We start from the raw sequence: 16,863 nt of genomic DNA, 5'->3' as shown, positions 1-16,863 counted from the left end.
TACGCCTGAGGAGAGTCCATGAGATGTCCACCCGTACTCCTGGTCGCCCTGGTCCTCGCCGCGCTCCCGGCCGCCGGGCAGGAGACCCCCGCGCCGGAGATGTTCTCCGAGGTGATCGACGTTCGGGTCGTGAACGTCGAAGCGGTGGTCACCGACAGGGACGGAAACCGGATCCGCGGACTGCCGGTCTCGGACTTCGAACTCTGGGTGGACGGCTGGCGGGTGCCGATCGACTACTTCTCGGAGATCGACGACGGAATGGCCCGGTCGACGTCGGAGACCAGCGCGACCCCCGAGAGCGGTGCACCGCGGAAAACTCCGCGCGCGGCGCCTACCGTCCCTCCCGACGAGCGGGTGCGCACGAACTATCTCGTGTTCATCGACGAGTTCTTCGCGATCAAGAAGAACCGTGACCGGGTGCTCAAGCGGCTGGAGAAGGACCTGTCGGAACTCCATCCGGAGGATCACGTCGCCGTGGTCGCCTTCGACGGCGGCAACGTCGCACGCCTGACCGACTGGACGAACGAGGACGACCAGCTCCGGGATGCCCTGCGCGAGGCGCGCAAGCGCAAGGCGCTCGGGCTCATGCGAAGAGCCGACCTGGACCCGGTGGCGATGCCCTCGGCCGGCACCGACCAGGCGGGCGAAGCCCTCGCTCAAGCTGGCGTTGGCGACCAGCCCGGACTCCTCGACGTGCGGCGCTCCTCGACATCGCTGCTCCAGAACAAGCGTGAGCGCCAGATCCACCGATCCGTCCTGGCGGCCGCGACGACGCTGCGCAGCTTCGGGGACCCTCCGGGCCGCAAGGTGATGCTGATCCTCACCGACGGCTGGGGCGTGCCGTCCTGGGAAAGCGTGAACCCGATTGGACCGCTTCCTCCAAGCCTGGAGGACCTCTACGGGCCGCTGGCGCACGCCGCGAATCGGGTCGGCTACACGCTCTATCCGGTCGACCTTCCCGGCTTGAACCCCGCCTTCCGAAACAGTCCCCTCGGTATCGGAGACGCGTCCACCGGGTACAACGAAGGCGACTTTGCCGACCCGACGGTCACGACGACGGCAGGTGCCTTCAGTGTCCCCGAGGGAATCAACGCCGAGTGGTTCCAGGAGGGGGCGCTCGCGTACCTTGCCTACGAGACCGGCGGATTGCCGATGATCAACGCCTTCAGAGACGTGGCCCTCGCCGAGGCCGCGGCCGACACGCGTTCCTACTATTGGCTCGGCTTCGAGCCGCGTGTCAACCAGACCGACGAACTCCACGAGATCGAGGTGCGCGTGATCGGGCATCCCGACCTCCGCGTCAGGTCGCGGCGGAGCTTCTTCGACCTGTCCAGGAGCGCCGAAGTCACGATGATGACGGAGGGCGCGGTGCTGTTCGGCGGCGCCCCCGGCAAGGAAACGCTGGGGGTGCGATTCGGCGTTCCGGAACCCACCAGGGGCCGGAAGATCCACGTGCCGATGGAGATCGCGATCCCGCTCGACGACATCGCGCTGCTGCCGATGGGCGATCGCTTGATGAACGAGCTGGAGTTCCGGGTCACCTTGATCAACGAGGGCGGCGAGCGGTCCGACACGCCGATCCAGAAGGTCCAGATCTCCGGAGCGTCGGCGCCGCCGCCGGGAGCCGTCTTCGTCTTCGAGACGACGCTCCTGCTTCGCTCCCATGAGCATCGGTTCGTCGCCTCGGTCTACGACCCGCTCACCGGCGCCGTCCTCTCGGCCCAGGGAACGGTAGGGCCCAAGTCGGGCCGGGAGGCAGGCGAAGAAGGATGAGATCGTGAAGTTCCATCCGATCGCGGCAGCCGCTCTGCTCCTGGCCGCCCTCCCCGCCGCCCCGCAGGACACGCCCCTGCCGGACCTGTTCGCCGACGTGATCGACGTCCGGGTCGTCAACGTCGAAGTCGTCGTCACGGACAGGAAGGGGAACCGGATCCGGGGGCTCGAGGCGAGCGACTTCGAACTCCGGGTCGACGGCGAGCCGGTGCCCATCGAGTACTTCACCGAGATCGACGACGGGCGCGCAAGGACCTCGCTCGACGACGGCGTCGGCAACGTGCCCTCGCTGACGCCCGACAAACAGGTAGGCACGAACTACCTCGTCTTCATCGATGAACTCTCGGCAATCCGGCGCGATCGGGACCGGGTGCTGAACGGGCTGGAGCAGGACCTGGCATTGCTCAGCCCTGCCGACCGCGTTGCGGTCGTCGCCTTCGACGGGTACAACCTCGCGCGGCTGACGGACTGGACGAACTCCCGCGACGAGATCGAGCACGCGCTGCAGCAGGCGCGGGAGCGGAAGGGTCTCGGCCTGATGAGGATGACCGGTCTCGGCGACCAGACGGAGCAGACGCGACGAGCCGTCCTGGCCGCTACGGCTACTGTTCGCAGTTTCGCCGGCGCTCCGGGCCGCAAGGCGATGCTGCTGCTCGCCGATGGCTGGAGCGGGTCGGTCGACTCGTTCGGTCGCTCGACGCTCGCTTCGCCGGTGAGCCTCTACACGAGCACATGGGACGTTGTCCGCCCCCTGGTCGATGCGGCGAATCTGGTCGGCTACACGCTCTATCCGGTCAACCTTCCAGGTCTACGATTCTCAGTCGATCTGGGGCTGTCCCGTGACGACATCACCGCGTTCCGCCATCCACGCAGCCACCCCCTCTCCTATCCCCACAGGAATCCGTTCTACGTGGGCGACGACCTGGTGGATTCGTGGCTCATCAACCCCTTCCCCCTCTTCCCCAGCGCAAGCTCCCAGTGGTCGCGGCAGGCGGCACTCCGACACCTCGCCGGCGAGACCGGAGGTCTGGCCATGATCAATGCGCAGCGAGATGAAGCGCTCGCCATCGCCACCGACGACACCCGCTCCTACTACTGGCTCGGATTCGAGCCGCCACGCGACGAGAACGACGTGCTGCACGACATCGACGTGCGCGTGGTGGGGCGCCGTAACCTCCGGGTCCGTGCGCGCGAGAGCTACATGGACATGTCGAAGAGCACCGAGGTCACCATGCTCGTCGAAGGTTCGTTGCTGTTCGGCGGCTCCCCGGGGACCGACTCGCTCGACGTGCGGTTCGGCACCCCCGAGCGCGCCGGATTCAGGAAGATCGCCGTGCCGATGGAGGTCACGATCCCGCTCGACGATCTGACCCTGCTGCCGATCGGCGGTCAGTGGATGAACGAGTTGGAGTTTCGGGTCACCGTGATCAACGAGCGGGGCGACCGCTCCGAGATCCCGGTCAGGAGGATTCCGATTCTCGGTCCCGCGGCTCCGCTGCCGGGCCAGACCTTCACCTACGACACAGGCATCGTGATTCGAAGACGCGAGCACCGCTACGTCGCGGCAATCTACGACCCTCTTTCGGGCGCGATCCTGTCGAGCAGCGGAGAGGTCGGCTCCAGCCAACGGCCAGAGCCCAAGAGGAGAGTACGCCGTTGAGATTCCACAGGCCCCTTGTGGCGACACTGGTCCTCGCCACGCTCCCCGCCGCCGCCCAGGAGAGCCCCCTGCCGGACCTGTTCTCCGACGTGATCGACGTCCGCGTCGTCAACGTCGAGGTCGTCGTCACGGACAGGAGGGGAAACCGGATTCGGGGTCTCGAGGCAAGCGACTTCGAACTCCGCGTGGACGGTGAGCCGGTACCGATCGACTACTTCACGGAGATCGACGACGGCAGAGCGCTGGCCACGGCCGACCAGCGCGTCGACGGAGTGCCAACGCTGGCCGCGGGCGAGCAGGTCGGCACGAACTACCTGATCTTCATCGACGACCTGCACGCGATCCAGCAACGAAGAAACCGCGTGCTGGAACGCTTCGCGCAGGACCTGGCCCACCTGGGACCGGCCGACCGCGTGGCGGTCGTCGCCTTCGACGGGCACGACCTGACGCGGTTCACGGACTGGACGAGTTCGGGAGATGAGATCGAGGCCGCGCTGCGGCGGGCCAGGAAGCGGACGCCCTACGGACTGCTGTACAGGTACGGCATGGGCTCGGAGCCGGGCGACAAGACCCGGCGCTCGGTGATGGCCGCCGCCGGCACCATGCGCAGCTTCGCCAACGCACCGGGCCGCAAGGTCATGCTGCTGCTGATCGAGGGGTGGGCCACCGTGTCCGACTTCTGGGACTCCGGGTCGCCGTACGTGGCCGCGTTCGCCGGCGCAAGGCTGAACCGGCTCTATGGGCCTCTGGTCAGTGCGGCGAACCTGGTCGGCTACAGCCTTTACCCGATCGACCTTCCGGGCCTGCGCGGCCCGAACTTTCCGATCAGCGGCTTCGGAGCCACAGGCCTCACTTCAACCTTCACGGGTGCTATTGGCGGGTACTCACTGATGGAGTCGCCCGAGCGGCGATTCCATGACGTCCTCCAGTTCCTGGCCGACGAGACCGGCGGGCTTCCCATGATCAACTCCTTCAGCAACAAGGCCCTTGCCGAGGCGACGGAGGACACGCGTTCCTACTACTGGCTCGGTTTCGAGCCCCCCCGGAACGAGGACGACAGGGTTCACGACCTGGAAGTTCGCCTGCCCGGGCACCGCGGCCTCCGTGCCCGGTCGCGGGAGAACTACGTGGACATGTCGAAGGCGACCGAAGTCTCGATGCTGGTCGAGGGCGCGCTCCTGTTCGGCGGTTCTCCAGGCGCCGGGTCCCTGAACGTCGACTTCGGCACTCCCCGGAAGGCCGGGTTCCGGAAGATCTTCGTGCCGATGAAGGTGACGATTCCTCTCGACGAGGTGGAGCTGCTGCCGATGGACGGCCAGTGGATCAACGAGCTCGAGTTCAGGATCAGGCTGATGGACAGGTTCGGCGATCAGGCGGTGCCGCCGGCGGCGAAGGTCACGGTGGCCATTCCGAACGAGCCCTCGCCGGGCGACCGTTTCGTTTTCGAGACCGACCTCCGGATCCGGAAGCGCAAGCACCGCTACGTCGCGGCGGTCTACGACCCGCTCGCCGGCGAGCTGCTTTCGGCGAGCGGGACGGTGGGCGCCCGGTAGGGTAAGCAGAAGAAGGGCCAAGGTACGAAAGGAAGTCGCCGTGAAAGCCGCCATGGTGCCCGTCGTCACGATGCTCCTGGCCGCGCTCCCGGCCGCGGCCCAGGAAGCCCCCCTGCCGAACCTGTTCTCCGACGTGATGGACGTCCGCGTCGTGAACGTGGAAGCGGTCGTCACCGACAGGAAGGGAAACCGGGTTCGGGGGCTCGAGGCGAACGACTTCGAACTCCTCGTCGACGGCAAGCCCGCGCCGATCGACTACTTCACCGAGATCGACGGGGGACTGGCGGTTGCCACCCGCGACGACCGCATCGGAGGCGTGCCGACGCTCACACCGGATAAGCAGGTGGGCACGAACTTCCTCATCTTCATCGACGAGCTGTTCGCCATCCGCCGCCAGCGTGACGGTTTCCTGAATCGGCTCGAGAGGGATCTGGCTCTGCTCAACCCGTCCGACCAGGTAGCCATCGTCGCCTTCGACGGCTACAACGTCACCCGGTTGACCGACTGGACGAACTCACGCCACAAGATGGAGGAGGCGATCGGGCAGGCGAGGGAACGCAAGGCGCTCGGCCTGACGCGGATCCTCGGTCTGGGCAATCTCGAGGATCAGATCCGGCGGACCGTCATGGCCGCCACCGCCAGCATCCGCAGCCTGGCCGACGTTCCGGGCCGCAAGGTGATGCTCCTGCTGGTCGAGACCTACTGCACGCCGACCCGTTCCTGGGCGTTCTCGTCGTTCTGGCAGGAAGGAACCTGTTGGGAAAGCGTTGGCAACGTCTACCAGCCTCTCGTGACCACCGCCAATCTTGTCGGCTACACCGTCTACCCGGTGGACATGGCCGGCCTTCGCCCCACCTTCGGTCTCGACCCCGGCACAGGCGCGCTCCTGATGAACACCTCGGTGGAGGTTCCGGAGGCGGCTCTGTGGTTCCTCGCCCACGAGACCGGCGGCAAGGCGATGATCAACGCCTACCGCAAGGTCGCGCTCGCCGAGACGGTGGCCGACACGCGCTCGTACTATTGGCTCGGCTTCGAGCCGCCGCGCGACGAGAACGACATGCGACACGACATCGAGGTCCGGCTCATCGACCGCCAGGGCCTACGCGTCCGCACCCGCACGCACTACCTCGACATGTCGAGGAGCGCCGAGTTCACGATGCTGGTCGAAGGTTCGCTGATGTTCGGCAGCACGCCGGGCGAGGGCGCCCTGCAAGTTCGTTTCGGCACGCCGCGCAGGGCCGGATTCAGGAAGATCCTCGTGCCCATGTGGGTCACGATTCCGGTAGACGATCTGACCCTGCTCCCGATCGGCGGGCAGTGGCGGAACGAGGTGGAGTTCAGGATCTCGGTCGTCGACAAGTACGGCGACCACTCGAAGAACCTGGGCAGCAGGATCCCGATCCTCTACTCGGAGGCGCCGCCTCCGGGAAAGACCTTCATCTACGGAACGGAACTGCCGATCCTCAAACGCGAGCATCGCTACCTGGCCGCAGTCTACGACCCTGTCACAGGCGAGATCCTGTCGCGCCGGGGCACGGTCGGACCGAGATAGAAGAAGAGCCCGGCCGAAGCCGGGCTCCCCTCAAGGCCGGCCCGGCTGCGGTGAACACACCGCAGCCGAACGCCGTCTTCCGGCCTAGAAGCTCAAGCCGAGCACCACATTGAAACGGCGTGGCGACTGCCAGCCGATGTAGCGGGAGGCACTGACCTCGCCGTCGCCGTTGATCCGCTGCAGCTTCTGGTTGTCCGTGATGTTCTGGGCATCGACGCGGACGAAGCCCCTGAAGTCCTCCCTCCACCCGAGCGGGAAGAAGTACATCACGTTCAGGTTCGCACTCCATAGGGAGTTGAAGGGGTCACGCGTGCCCCGAGGCTCCAGGTAGAGACCCGTGCCGCTGTCGACCAGGAACTGGCTGGGGTCGCACTCGAGTGCAAAGCCCGGTTCCCAGAACTGCGTGTCGCAAGGTTCTCCGAGGGACGCTCCCTCAGTCCGCTGCCAGGGCTTGCCCGACCGCCACTGGAAGCCGCCTCCCAGGATCACGCTGTGACCGCGGCTGCCGATCCGGAAGTTCTTGAACCCGTAGGTGTTCCACACGTACTTGTTGTTCTCGTGGACAGTGCCGTAGCGGTTGATCGTCGACACCGGCACGCCCAGGAACGGCTCCAGCAGCGCCTGGCAGTCCATCGGGTACTTTCGTTCGAGTACGGTGCCGTCGGGCCCGGTCACCGGCACCTGTTCTCGCGTGCAGCCGTTGATATGCCCCTGATTCAGGACGACATCGAGATTGCGGCCGTAGTCGGAGTTCGTGTTGTCGAACAGGCCGCCCCAGTAGTGCCCCTGGGCATCGGCGTACGTGAAGTTGTTGTAGAGCGCCCAGTCGTTCCTGAACAACCTGTTGAGCTGCAGTTGCACGGATTCGTAGGTGCGCTTGCCCTCCTCGAAGTTGGCCATGACCTGGGGATCCACCACGCCGAGGGCGCCGAGCACTCGCTCGTAGTCCTTGTAGTTCTCGGTGAACCTGAAGTAGTCGCCGTTGGGCAGCCGCTGCTCGGTGGTGCCGATCGAGTTCCGGTACTCCCAGTAGATGGCACTGCCCTGGAAGAACCACTGCCGTCTCGAACCGAAGGACCAGCTATAGATGAGGTCGACCTCGTCCTTGTAGTAGGGCTCGATGTTCACCGCCGGGATCGTGCCGGCGTCGATCTGCCGGTACATCTCGCCAGGCCGGAGCTTGCCGAGCAGACCGGTGTAGCCCGGGCCGTCGCAGACCTCGATGTAGAACGCGTCGATCGGGGCGCAGTACACGATGCGGTCGTACGCGTTGACACCGTTCCAGCCCTCGAGCAGGTAGTTGTTCACCAGTTCCTGGTTCAGATGCTGGTAGGCCCGCGCCAGGTTCAGGTGGAACACCATCGAGCCGTCCCGCTTCACATCGTAGGAGGCGAGAAGCCGCGGCGAGACGCTCTGCGAGTCGACCACCGTTCGGCGCACGTCGTTCTTGTGCACCTGGTCCTCGTAGCGCAGGCCGAGGTTGAAGGCCCAGTTGTCGCCGACCGTGAACCGGTCCCGCACGAAGCCGGCAAGGTTGGAGGACTTGGTACCTCGCAGCCGCTCGGTTCCCACCAGGTCGGGTGGCGTGTAGTTCTCGTAGTGGCAGTAGTACGTCGTCGTCGGCCAGTCGATCAGTCCGCAGTTGTTGAAACCGGTGGGACTCGATGCGTTGAACTCCTGCCCGAAGTAGACGTTGTTCCGCTGCAGGTCCTGCTCCCAGCCGACCGCCTGCCAGTCGACCCCGAAGAGGGCCTCGTGGCTTTCGCTAGCGAACCAGGTCGCCCGCACGTTCGCCTGATCACGCGGGTAGTCGTTCAGGCCGAAGCCGTTGTCGAGCAACCAACCGTTGAACAGGTGCCACTCGCCGCCCCGGTAGCCGATGTAGCCGTGGGAGTTGTTGCCCGGGCTGTGAGGCCCGAAGTTGTTCGGCGGATAGCGTGGATCCTGCTGCTTCTCCAGGAGCGCCGACTCGAGGTCGAAACCGCTGCCGGCGTTGAGGCGCTTGTGCTCGCTCGAGTCATGCGCGGACAGCTTGAACTCCATGAACAGGTCCTGGCTGGCCGTCCAGTTCCAGCTCCCGGTGATCAGTTCTCCACCGAACTCGTGCGGCGTCGCGCTGTACCTGTCCGCGGGGAAATCGCCCAGGAGGAAGGTGATGTCGAGCGGCGAGGCGTTGTAGTTCAACTGCAGGCTGTTCGAGGGGTTGGGCTGGTAGTCGAGCTTCGCCAGCCGTCCTTCGACGTAGGCGCTGTTGTCGACGATGTCGCCGCTGAAGAGTTCCTGGCTCTGAAAGCTGTTCGTCTCCGCGAGCGAAACGGCGAACCACAGCTTGTTCCGAGACAGCGGTCCGCCGAGGAACGCCTGATAGTTCGTCACCTTGTTCTGCTTCTCGAGCTCCTCGCGCTTGAAGAAGTCCGCGTCGCAGGAGGGAGCGAACGGGACGTTCTGCGGGTTGAAGATCTCCCTCGCCCTGCAGCCCCAGCGCTCCTCCAGTTCCGGGTGCGACTGGTACTCGGTAACCCAGTCTCCCCGCTGGTGGAAGCCCAGTGCCTGACCGTGGAAGATGTTCGTCCCCGACTTCGTGATCACGTTGACCACCCCGCCAGTGGCGCGTCCGTACTCGGCGCTGCCCGACGTCGATTGCAGATTGGTCTCGGCCACGGCGAGGTTGGGAAGGTACATCCGCGATCCCCCCCGGCGGGTGTACGTCGTGTCCACGCCGTCCACGAAGACCGCGGCCTCCTGCCAACGCGATCCGTTGACGCCGGGGTACTGGTCGGCGAGATCGCCGTCCGATGTCACGCCCGGCATCATCCGGAGATTCGAGAAGTAGTCCGAGTTGACTCCGATAACGTTCGACGCGATGTCCGACGAGACCGAGCCCGCCGAGGTGACCTCGAACTTGTTGATCACGGGCGTTTCGGCGGTGACCGTGATCTCGCCGGCCGCTTCGAGCACCATCCTCAACTCGATCTGCGCGCGGCCGCCGGCGGCGACCGTCACGTTCGCCTCGGGGGAGGCGTAGCTCTCCAGAGATCCCCTGACCGTGTACGGTCCCGGAGGGAGCAGAGCGAACCGGTAACCGCCCTCCTCGCCGGTGATCGCGACCCTCTCGCCGCGATCGCCCGCGATCGTCACGGTGACGCCGGGCATCGGGGCTCCATTCGAGTCGACGGCCCTTCCGAGGACGACCCCGGTTTCGGGGCTATCTGCCGCAACGGGCGGCGCGAGTCCCACGAGAACCAGGGTTCCGATGAGAGCCAGGGTGCGTTTCATGAGCCGATCCTCCTTTGGTTTCTGGCTAGCCAGCCACTAAGAGTGAGAGTTCATGCGATTCCCCGGGTCGGGCAGGACGGGGGAATCGGAGGGAACTCACGGCTGCGAATGACCCTTCAGACCATCCGAGCCCGGCCGCCACGATCGGAGACAGCTACCTGTCGCTTAACTGGATCGCGGACTATAACAGTGTTGCAGTTAGGCGGAAGTCCTCACGGAATTCTCGCCAATTTCTCGTCAAACCGTCCAATCGAATGGATCTTCACGAGACCGGATGGGCTCGCCGGCGCGGCGCCAGTGCGCCGGCAAGCGTCCGGCCCACCCAGGCACGACCGTCCTCGATCAGGGTGTAGAAGACCGGCACCGCGAGCAGCGTCAGCAGGGTCGCGGCGGCCATGCCGCCGATCAGGGTCAAGGCGAAGCTCTTGTAGCTCAGGCCCATCTGGGTCGGCTGCCCGAACAGCAGCGGCACCATGCCGCCGATCGTGGTCAGCGCGGTCATCATGATCGGCCGGAAGCGCCGGTCGGCTGCTTCGAGCAGTGCCTCGGCCCTCTCCATGCCTTCCGCGCGGAGACGGTTCACCGCGTCAAGCAGCACGATCCCGTTGTTCACGACCACCCCGATCAGGATGATCAGGCCCACCAGGCCCAGGAAGTCCAGCTCGCGGCCGGCGAGGAGGTGGATCCAGGTCACCCCCATGCTCGCCAGCGGGATCGTGACCAGGATCGCCAGCGGCCGGAGGAAGCTCTCGAACAGGAAGCCCATCAACAGGTAGACGAAGGCGATCGACATGAGGGCGGCGAGCATCATGTTCCGGATCTCCTCGGCGGCCACGTTGCGCACCAGCCGCGCCCAGGCCACACCCTCAGGCAGTTCCGTCTGCGCCGCCGCCGCGCGCACGGCCCGGCGCGCCTCGCTCTCCCGGCCCTCTTCGAGTTCCACCGTGATCCGGCGCGCGGTCTGCTTGTCGCGGCGCGAGATCCGGGTCGGCGCCGGCTGTTGACGAACATCGACCAGGGTGCCGATGGCCAGCGTCTCGCCGGTCCCGGCCGGAACCGAGAAGTCGCGCAACTCGGCGAGGCTCTGCCGGTCCTGTTCCTCGAAGCGGATGCGGACCGGGATGTCCCGGCCGCCGAAGTAGATCCGCGGCAGGGCCTGGCCGCGCAGGGCGTAGCCGACCATCACGGCCAGCGTTCGCGGGTTCACCTGCTGGCGCATGGCGAGGTCCCGGTCGAGCACCAGGGCGAGTTCGTTCGGCGCCTCATCGGCCCCTCTCTTCACCGCGAGCACGCCTGGAAGGCGCACCAGGCGGTCCTCGATCCCGCTCGCCACCTCCTCCAGAACGTCGGCGTCCTCTCCGAACAGGGTCAGCGTTTCGAGCGCCTTGTCCGTCGTCTCCTGCTCCGAGGCGAAGCCCGTATGGAAGCGCACCCCCGGCATCTCGGGCATCAGATCGATCACCCGCTGTGTCACTTCGCGCGGCTTCAGCCCGGTGTCGGCGTCGGTGGCCATGATCCCCTGGATCTGGCCCCAGGTGCGCTCGTGGAAGAACACGAGGTACTCGAGGCCGAGCTCGTCGCGCAGGCCGTCGATCTTCTCCTCGGCGCGCGCGAAGTACTCGATCGTCTCGTCGAAGGACAGGTTGCGCGGCAACCGGACCTCGATGTTGAAGAATGCCTGGTCGTCCTCCGACATGGGCACGATCTCCAGGCGGCCCTGGGCAGCGATCTGGGTCAGCGCCATCGCCGCCACCAGCGCCAGCACGACGTCCAGCCGGCGCCGCAGGCCGTAGGCGAGCATGCCGCGGTAGGCGCGGTTCAGGAGGCCGAAGGTCGCCTCGTAGCCGCGGCGCAGGACGGCGTTGGACGCGTCGCGCACTCGGCGCACGGCGCCGTTCGCCGATGCTCCCCGTGAGGGCAGCGTGACGTAGACCATGAGCGGCACGACGACCAGCGCCACGACCAGGGACGCCAGCAGGGAGACCGTGATCGGGATGACCAGCCGCAGGAGCATGAACTGACCCTGACCGTCGACCAGGGATACCGGAAGGAAGACGATCACCGTGGTCAGGGTCGCCGTCGTGATTGCCAGCGCAATCTCCCCCGCGCCCTGGAGCGCCGCCTGGCGGCGGGCCATGCCGTTCTGATGCAGGCGGTGGATGTTCTCAGCCACGACCACCGAGTTGTCGACCAGGAGCCCGACCGAGATCATCAGGCCGAGGAGGGAGATGACGTTGAACGTCTCGCCGAAGAAGTACATCGCGACGACCGCCGCGACCATCGAAAGCGGGATGGAGAACGCGATGATCAGCGACATCCGCAGCCGGCGGAGGAAGAAGAAGAGAACGATCATCGCGAACATGGCGCCGATCCGGCCGCTCGAGAGCAGAACGCCCATCGAATCGCGGATGATCTCGCCCGAACTCATGATCACGTCCACTTCGATCGCGGCCAGCCGCGGATTCCGAGCCAACTCACCGATCAGGCGTTCAACCTCCGCGGCCACCTCCAGCGCGTTCGCCTCGCCCTCCTTCTGGACCCGGATCGCGTAGGCGGGCAACCCGTTCACCCGCACGCGGAACTCGTCGTCCGGCACGTCGTACCGCACCGACGCGATGTCTCCGAGACGTACCGTGTCGGTGATCCACAGATCACGGACGTTCTGCGGCGCCGGATACCTCGCCACCGACCGGAGCAGCAGTTTCCGGTCGCCGGCCCTGACACTGCCCGAGGCCAGGGTGAAGTAGTCGCTTGCCAGGTCCTGGGCGATCTCGAAGATGTTGAGTCCCGCCGCCTCGACCCGCTGCCGGTCGAGTTCGATCAGGACCTCCCGCTCCAGCAGTCCCTGGGCGTCGACCGAAGCCACACCCGGAACGCGCTCCAGCTTCAGGATGATCTCGTTCTGGATCAGGTTGTAGACGTCCGCCGTGTCCTCCTCGGCGATCACACCGACCATGGCAACCGGCATCATCGCGTCGTCGTCCTTGCGGATGAAGACCTGCTCGACATCGTCGGGCATCCGGGCCCGGGCGCGTTCGATCCGGTCGCGGACCTCGCGGTAGGCGACATCCATGTCCGTGCCGTGCGCGAAGCTCAGGAAGACCTGGGTGAAACCGACGCTGCAGTACGAGTACTGGTTCTCCAGGCCGCGGACGGTGGCCAGCTCCTCCTCGAGCGGAATCGTGATCTTGTCCTGGAGCTCCTGCGGCGGCGCGTCCCGCCAAGGCACAGTCACGCGCAGGAACGGCGAGCTGTAGCCGGAGGGGATGAGTTCGATCGGCAGGGACAGGGCGGCAACCAGGCCCACGACGAGGAGCGCCCCGACCAGGACGACGACGCCGATCGGACGGCGGAGCGACAGCCGGGGCAGGGAGACGCCGAGCGAGGTGGGGCCGCGGGCCGGCGCTTGATCTCCACCGCCCCTGTGCCGCGAATCGTTCACCGTCCAGTCCCCTCCGGAACCGCCGCGGCCGGAGCCGGCGCTCCCCCGCTGGCCGGCACCTTGTGCCCGGCACGCCTGCGCGAGAACGACAGCGCATCGCGCAGCCGTTCGATCAGTTCGTAGATGGTCGGCACGACGATCAGCGTCAGCACGGTCGACGTGGCCAGTCCGCCGATCACAGCCAGCGCCATCGGCGTGCGGATCTCGGCGCCCTGACCGAGGCCCAGGGCCATCGGCAGGAGACCCAGGGTGGTCGTCGCGGTCGTCATCAGGATCGGCCGCAGCCGCACGACGCCGGCGCCAACGATCGCCCGCTGGCGCGGCAAGCCGCGGCCGCGCAGCCGGTTGATGTAGTCGACGAGGACGATCGCGTTGTTCACCACGATCCCGGCCAGCATGATCATCCCCAGGAAGACGACGATCGACAGGTTGACGTCCAGCAGGTACAGCGTGAGCAGGGTGCCGAAGAACGCAAGCGGGATCGAGAACATGATGACCAGGGGGTGCAAGAGGGACTCGAACTGGGCCGCCATGATCACGTAGACCAGGAATACCGACAGCCCCAGCGCCAGCCACAGGCTCGCGCTCGACCGCTGCCACTCCTGACTCTGGCCGCCGACCAGGAAGCTCATGTCCGCGGGCCACTCGATCTCGCTCGAAAGCTCTTCCTCGATCCGATCCACCGCGCGGCCGAGCGACGCCTCTCCCAGATTCGCCTGGACCACGGCCACCCGCTTGCCGTCGATCCGGCGCACCTCCGAGGGCCCCTCGCCCACGGCCACGGACGCCACCGCATGGAGCGGGATCGGCCGCTCGCCGCCAGGATTGACGACCAGGCCGTTCAACTGGTCCGTCGTGCGGCGGTCTTCTTCGGCAAGTCGCACGATGATCGGGATCCGCCGGTCCTTCAGGTTGTAGAGCGTGGCCTCGAAGCCCTCGATCTGGTTGCGCACCATCTGCGCGACCACCGAGGTCTGGAGTTCGTAGCGGTTCAGCAGCGCGCGGTCGTAGACGATCTGGACCTCCGGAGCGCCCCGCTTCAACGTCGTCTCGACGTCGGCGAGTTCGGGCATCGCCGCCATCAGATCCCGCACCCGGTCGCCGTACTCCTGCAGGCGTCCGAGGTCCTCGCCGTGGACCTCCACCTCGATCGGGGTCTTGAAGCTGAAGAGGACCGGCCGGGTCACGCGCGAGGCGGCGTCCGGCACTTCCGCGAAACGACGTCGCAGCCTCTCCACCACCTGGTCCTCAACCGCCGCCGGCACCGGGCCGAGCAGCACCTTGAAGCGCACGGTGTGCTCACCCTCGTCTGAGCGCTGCGTGTTCGTCACGTCGTAGCCGTAGGTGACGAGAAGCCGCTGGATGTAGCGCTCCTCCTCGAGGATTGCACTCTCGACGGCGGCCAGCGTGCGCTCGGTCTCGGCGAGGGGCGTTCCCACCGGAAGCGAGACCTCGATCGTGAACTCGCCCTGGCGCACCTCAGGCAGCAACTCGCTGTCCAGGCGGCCGAGCAACCACCAGGAACTCCACAGCGTGAGCGCGACCAGCGCCACCACCGCGACCGGGAAGCGCACCGCGCCCTGAAGAACCACCGGGTAGACCCGGTTCAGCCAATCGAGGAAACGTCGCACAACGACCAGCGGTCCGCGGCTGAGCCAGCCGAACGCGACGACCAGCACCGGCGCGATGAAGCGGGCGACAACGGTCACCACGCCCCCGAGAACCAGCAACACCAGCTTGGCGACGAGTTCGAGCACGGTCCCCACCACCAGCCGGAGGGCGACGAACACGAACGCCAGCGCCAGGCCAGGCCACGCGATCACGGCGGACCGCGATCGCGACCACTCGCGCAGCGACGCCGCGTCCCGCAGGAACACCCCCAGCGCCGCGTACCGGAGCAACCGGGAAGCCACCCCGCCACGCTCGGGCAGCTTCCAGCCACGGCGGCTGGCCAGCATCGGGATGAACCCCAGGGCCACCGCCAGCGAAGCCAGGAGCGAGATGACGACCGCCAGACCGAGGTCGCCGAAGGCCTGTCCGGCGATCCCCTCCACGAAGACCATCGGCAGGAACACCGCGATCGAGGTCAGGATCGACGCGACGACGGCCGAGCGGACCTCCGCCGTGCCGCGGATCGCGGACGCGACCAGGTCGTCGCCCTCCTCGCGGCACCTGAAGATGGACTCCAGCACGACGATCGAGGAGTCGACCAGCATGCCGATGCCCAGGGCCAGACCGCCCAGCGACATGATGTTGAGCGACACGGAAGCCACCGAGAGCGGCGCGAACGTGATCAGGAGCGAGATCGGGATGGAGACCGCGACGATCAGCGTGGTCAGCAGGTTGCGCAGAAACAGGTAGAGGACGATCACGGCGAGCAGCCCGCCCAGAACCGCCGTGTTGCGGACCTCCGAGATGCTCCCCTCGATGAACTCGGAGCGGTCGGAGACGACGGTCAGCACGGCGCCCTCGGACCGGTAGAGCTCGACCGCGAGTTCCGGATCGCCCAGCCGCGCCGGCCTGCCGCGGCCGGCACTCGCCGATCCGCCCGTGAGCCGCTGCAGGAGGGTCCTCGGCCGTTCGACCGTCTCGCCGCGGGCGGCGGCGCGTTCCCGCTCCAGGTCGAGTTCGCCGACCCGCGACCGCACCCGGTCCGCCAAGGCGACCATGTTCGCGTCCGCCTCCTTGTAGACGTCGAGCTGGACGCTCTCCCCGCCATCGGTCCGCGTCTGGATCTCGCGGTCCTTGTTCGAGCGCCGGACTTCGCCCAGATCGCCGACCCGGACCTCCCGGCCGTCCATCGACGCGACGACCGTGTCCCGAATCTGCTCCAGGTTCACGTACTCGTTCACGGTGCGCACCATGTACTCGGTGCGTCCTTCCTTGAGGGTGCCGCCGGCGACGTTGATGTTCTCCTGGCCCAGCCGGTCGATCACCTGCTGCACGCTGAGCCGCGACCGCTGCAGATCCTGGGCGTCCAACAGGACGTGGATCTCCTCCTCGAGACCGCCGCGCACGCGCACCGCCGCGACACCGTCGATCGGTTCGAGCGCCCGCTTGACCTGGAGTTCCGCCAACCGGCGCAGCCGCCTCAGTCCCTCCTCGCCCTCGAACCGCTCACCCTCGCCCGAGAGCGAGAGTTCCAGCACCGGGTCGAGACCGGGGTCGAAGCGCAGGATCAGGGGGCGTTCCGCGGCATCGGGCAGGAGGACGAGGTCGAGCTTCTCCAGGGTCTCCTGGACCGCTTCGGACATTGGCGTGTCCCAGGAGAACTCGAGCACCACGTCGGAAACGCCGGCGCGGCTGATGCTGCTCATGCGACGCAGACCGCCTACCACGCCGAGCTGCTCCTCGATGCGCCGCGAAATGTCGTTCTCGACCTCCTCCGGGGCGGCGCCCGGATACTCCGTGCGCACGGTGAGCGTCGGGTACGAGAGCTCCGGCATCAGGGTCACCGGGAGCCGCTGGTACGACAGCAGGCCGAACACGACCGCCGCCAGGAAGACCATGGACACCGCGACCGGGCGGTGAGTGAGGAAGGACCTCGCAGCCCGTGCTGGCCGGCCGCCTTTCATGCGCCGCTCCTCTCGTTCTGTGGGTTGACCGA

Annotated in this window: 7 protein-coding genes; 4 read left to right on the top strand and 3 right to left on the bottom strand. The window is 66.8% G+C overall.

Annotated elements, in window-relative coordinates:
* Nucleotides 1–18 precede the first annotated feature (18 nt).
* From OXG83_01825 to OXG83_01810, 4 genes are read left to right on the top strand one after another with little or no spacing between them, the layout of a single operon-like run.
* A complete protein-coding gene (locus tag OXG83_01825; protein MCY3963750.1) occupies nt 19–1,773 on the top strand; it encodes a VWA domain-containing protein in 1,755 nt (584 codons plus the stop codon).
* A 4-nt stretch (nt 1,774–1,777) separates the two neighbouring features.
* Entirely contained in the window at nt 1,778–3,433 is a 1,656-nt protein-coding gene (locus OXG83_01820; protein ID MCY3963749.1) for a VWA domain-containing protein, read from the top strand.
* Nucleotides 3,430–4,986 carry a VWA domain-containing protein gene (locus OXG83_01815; GenBank protein ID MCY3963748.1) on the top strand — a complete coding sequence of 519 codons (1,557 nt, stop codon included), beginning with the start codon at nt 3,430–3,432 and terminating at the stop codon, nt 4,984–4,986. Before OXG83_01820 ends, OXG83_01815 begins: the two co-directional genes overlap by 4 nt.
* 40 nt (nt 4,987–5,026) lie before the next feature.
* Complete coding sequence (locus tag OXG83_01810) at nt 5,027–6,538, top strand: VWA domain-containing protein (GenBank protein MCY3963747.1); 1,512 nt, start codon at nt 5,027–5,029, stop codon at nt 6,536–6,538.
* 84 nt (nt 6,539–6,622) lie between these two features.
* Here the strand turns inward: OXG83_01810 and OXG83_01805 are convergent, their stop codons facing one another.
* The 3 genes from OXG83_01805 to OXG83_01795 all read right to left on the bottom strand — a co-directional run bounded on the left by OXG83_01805 (nt 6,623) and on the right by OXG83_01795 (nt 16,831).
* Nucleotides 6,623–9,814: a TonB-dependent receptor gene (locus OXG83_01805; GenBank protein ID MCY3963746.1), complete on the bottom strand. Its 3,192-nt coding sequence runs from the start codon at nt 9,812–9,814 to the stop codon at nt 6,623–6,625.
* Nucleotides 9,815–10,076: 262 nt separating this feature from the next.
* Nucleotides 10,077–13,256 carry an efflux RND transporter permease subunit gene (locus OXG83_01800; GenBank protein MCY3963745.1) on the bottom strand — a complete coding sequence of 1,060 codons (3,180 nt, stop codon included), beginning with the start codon at nt 13,254–13,256 and terminating at the stop codon, nt 10,077–10,079.
* Nucleotides 13,253–16,831, bottom strand: a complete 3,579-nt coding sequence (locus OXG83_01795; protein ID MCY3963744.1) for an efflux RND transporter permease subunit — start codon at nt 16,829–16,831, stop codon at nt 13,253–13,255. The genes OXG83_01800 and OXG83_01795 overlap by 4 nt, the downstream gene beginning before the upstream one ends.
* Nucleotides 16,832–16,863: the final 32 nt, after the last annotated feature.

Source organism: Acidobacteriota bacterium, assembly GCA_026707545.1.
Taxonomy (GTDB): domain Bacteria; phylum Acidobacteriota; class Thermoanaerobaculia; order Multivoradales; family Multivoraceae; genus Multivorans.
The sequence above is the reverse complement of the archived record's forward strand: the minus strand, read 5'-3'. Positions and strand labels throughout refer to the sequence as shown.

Bases quoted from the DNA above. Each gene is read 5' to 3' on its own strand.
- OXG83_01825 (MCY3963750.1), top strand. From the start codon at position 19: ATGAGATGTCCACCCGTACTCCTGGTCGCCCTGGTCCTCGCCGCGCTC.
- OXG83_01805 (MCY3963746.1), bottom strand. From the start codon at position 9,814: ATGAAACGCACCCTGGCTCTCATCGGAACCCTGGTTCTCGTGGGACTC.
- OXG83_01795 (MCY3963744.1), bottom strand. From the start codon at position 16,831: ATGAAAGGCGGCCGGCCAGCACGGGCTGCGAGGTCCTTCCTCACTCAC.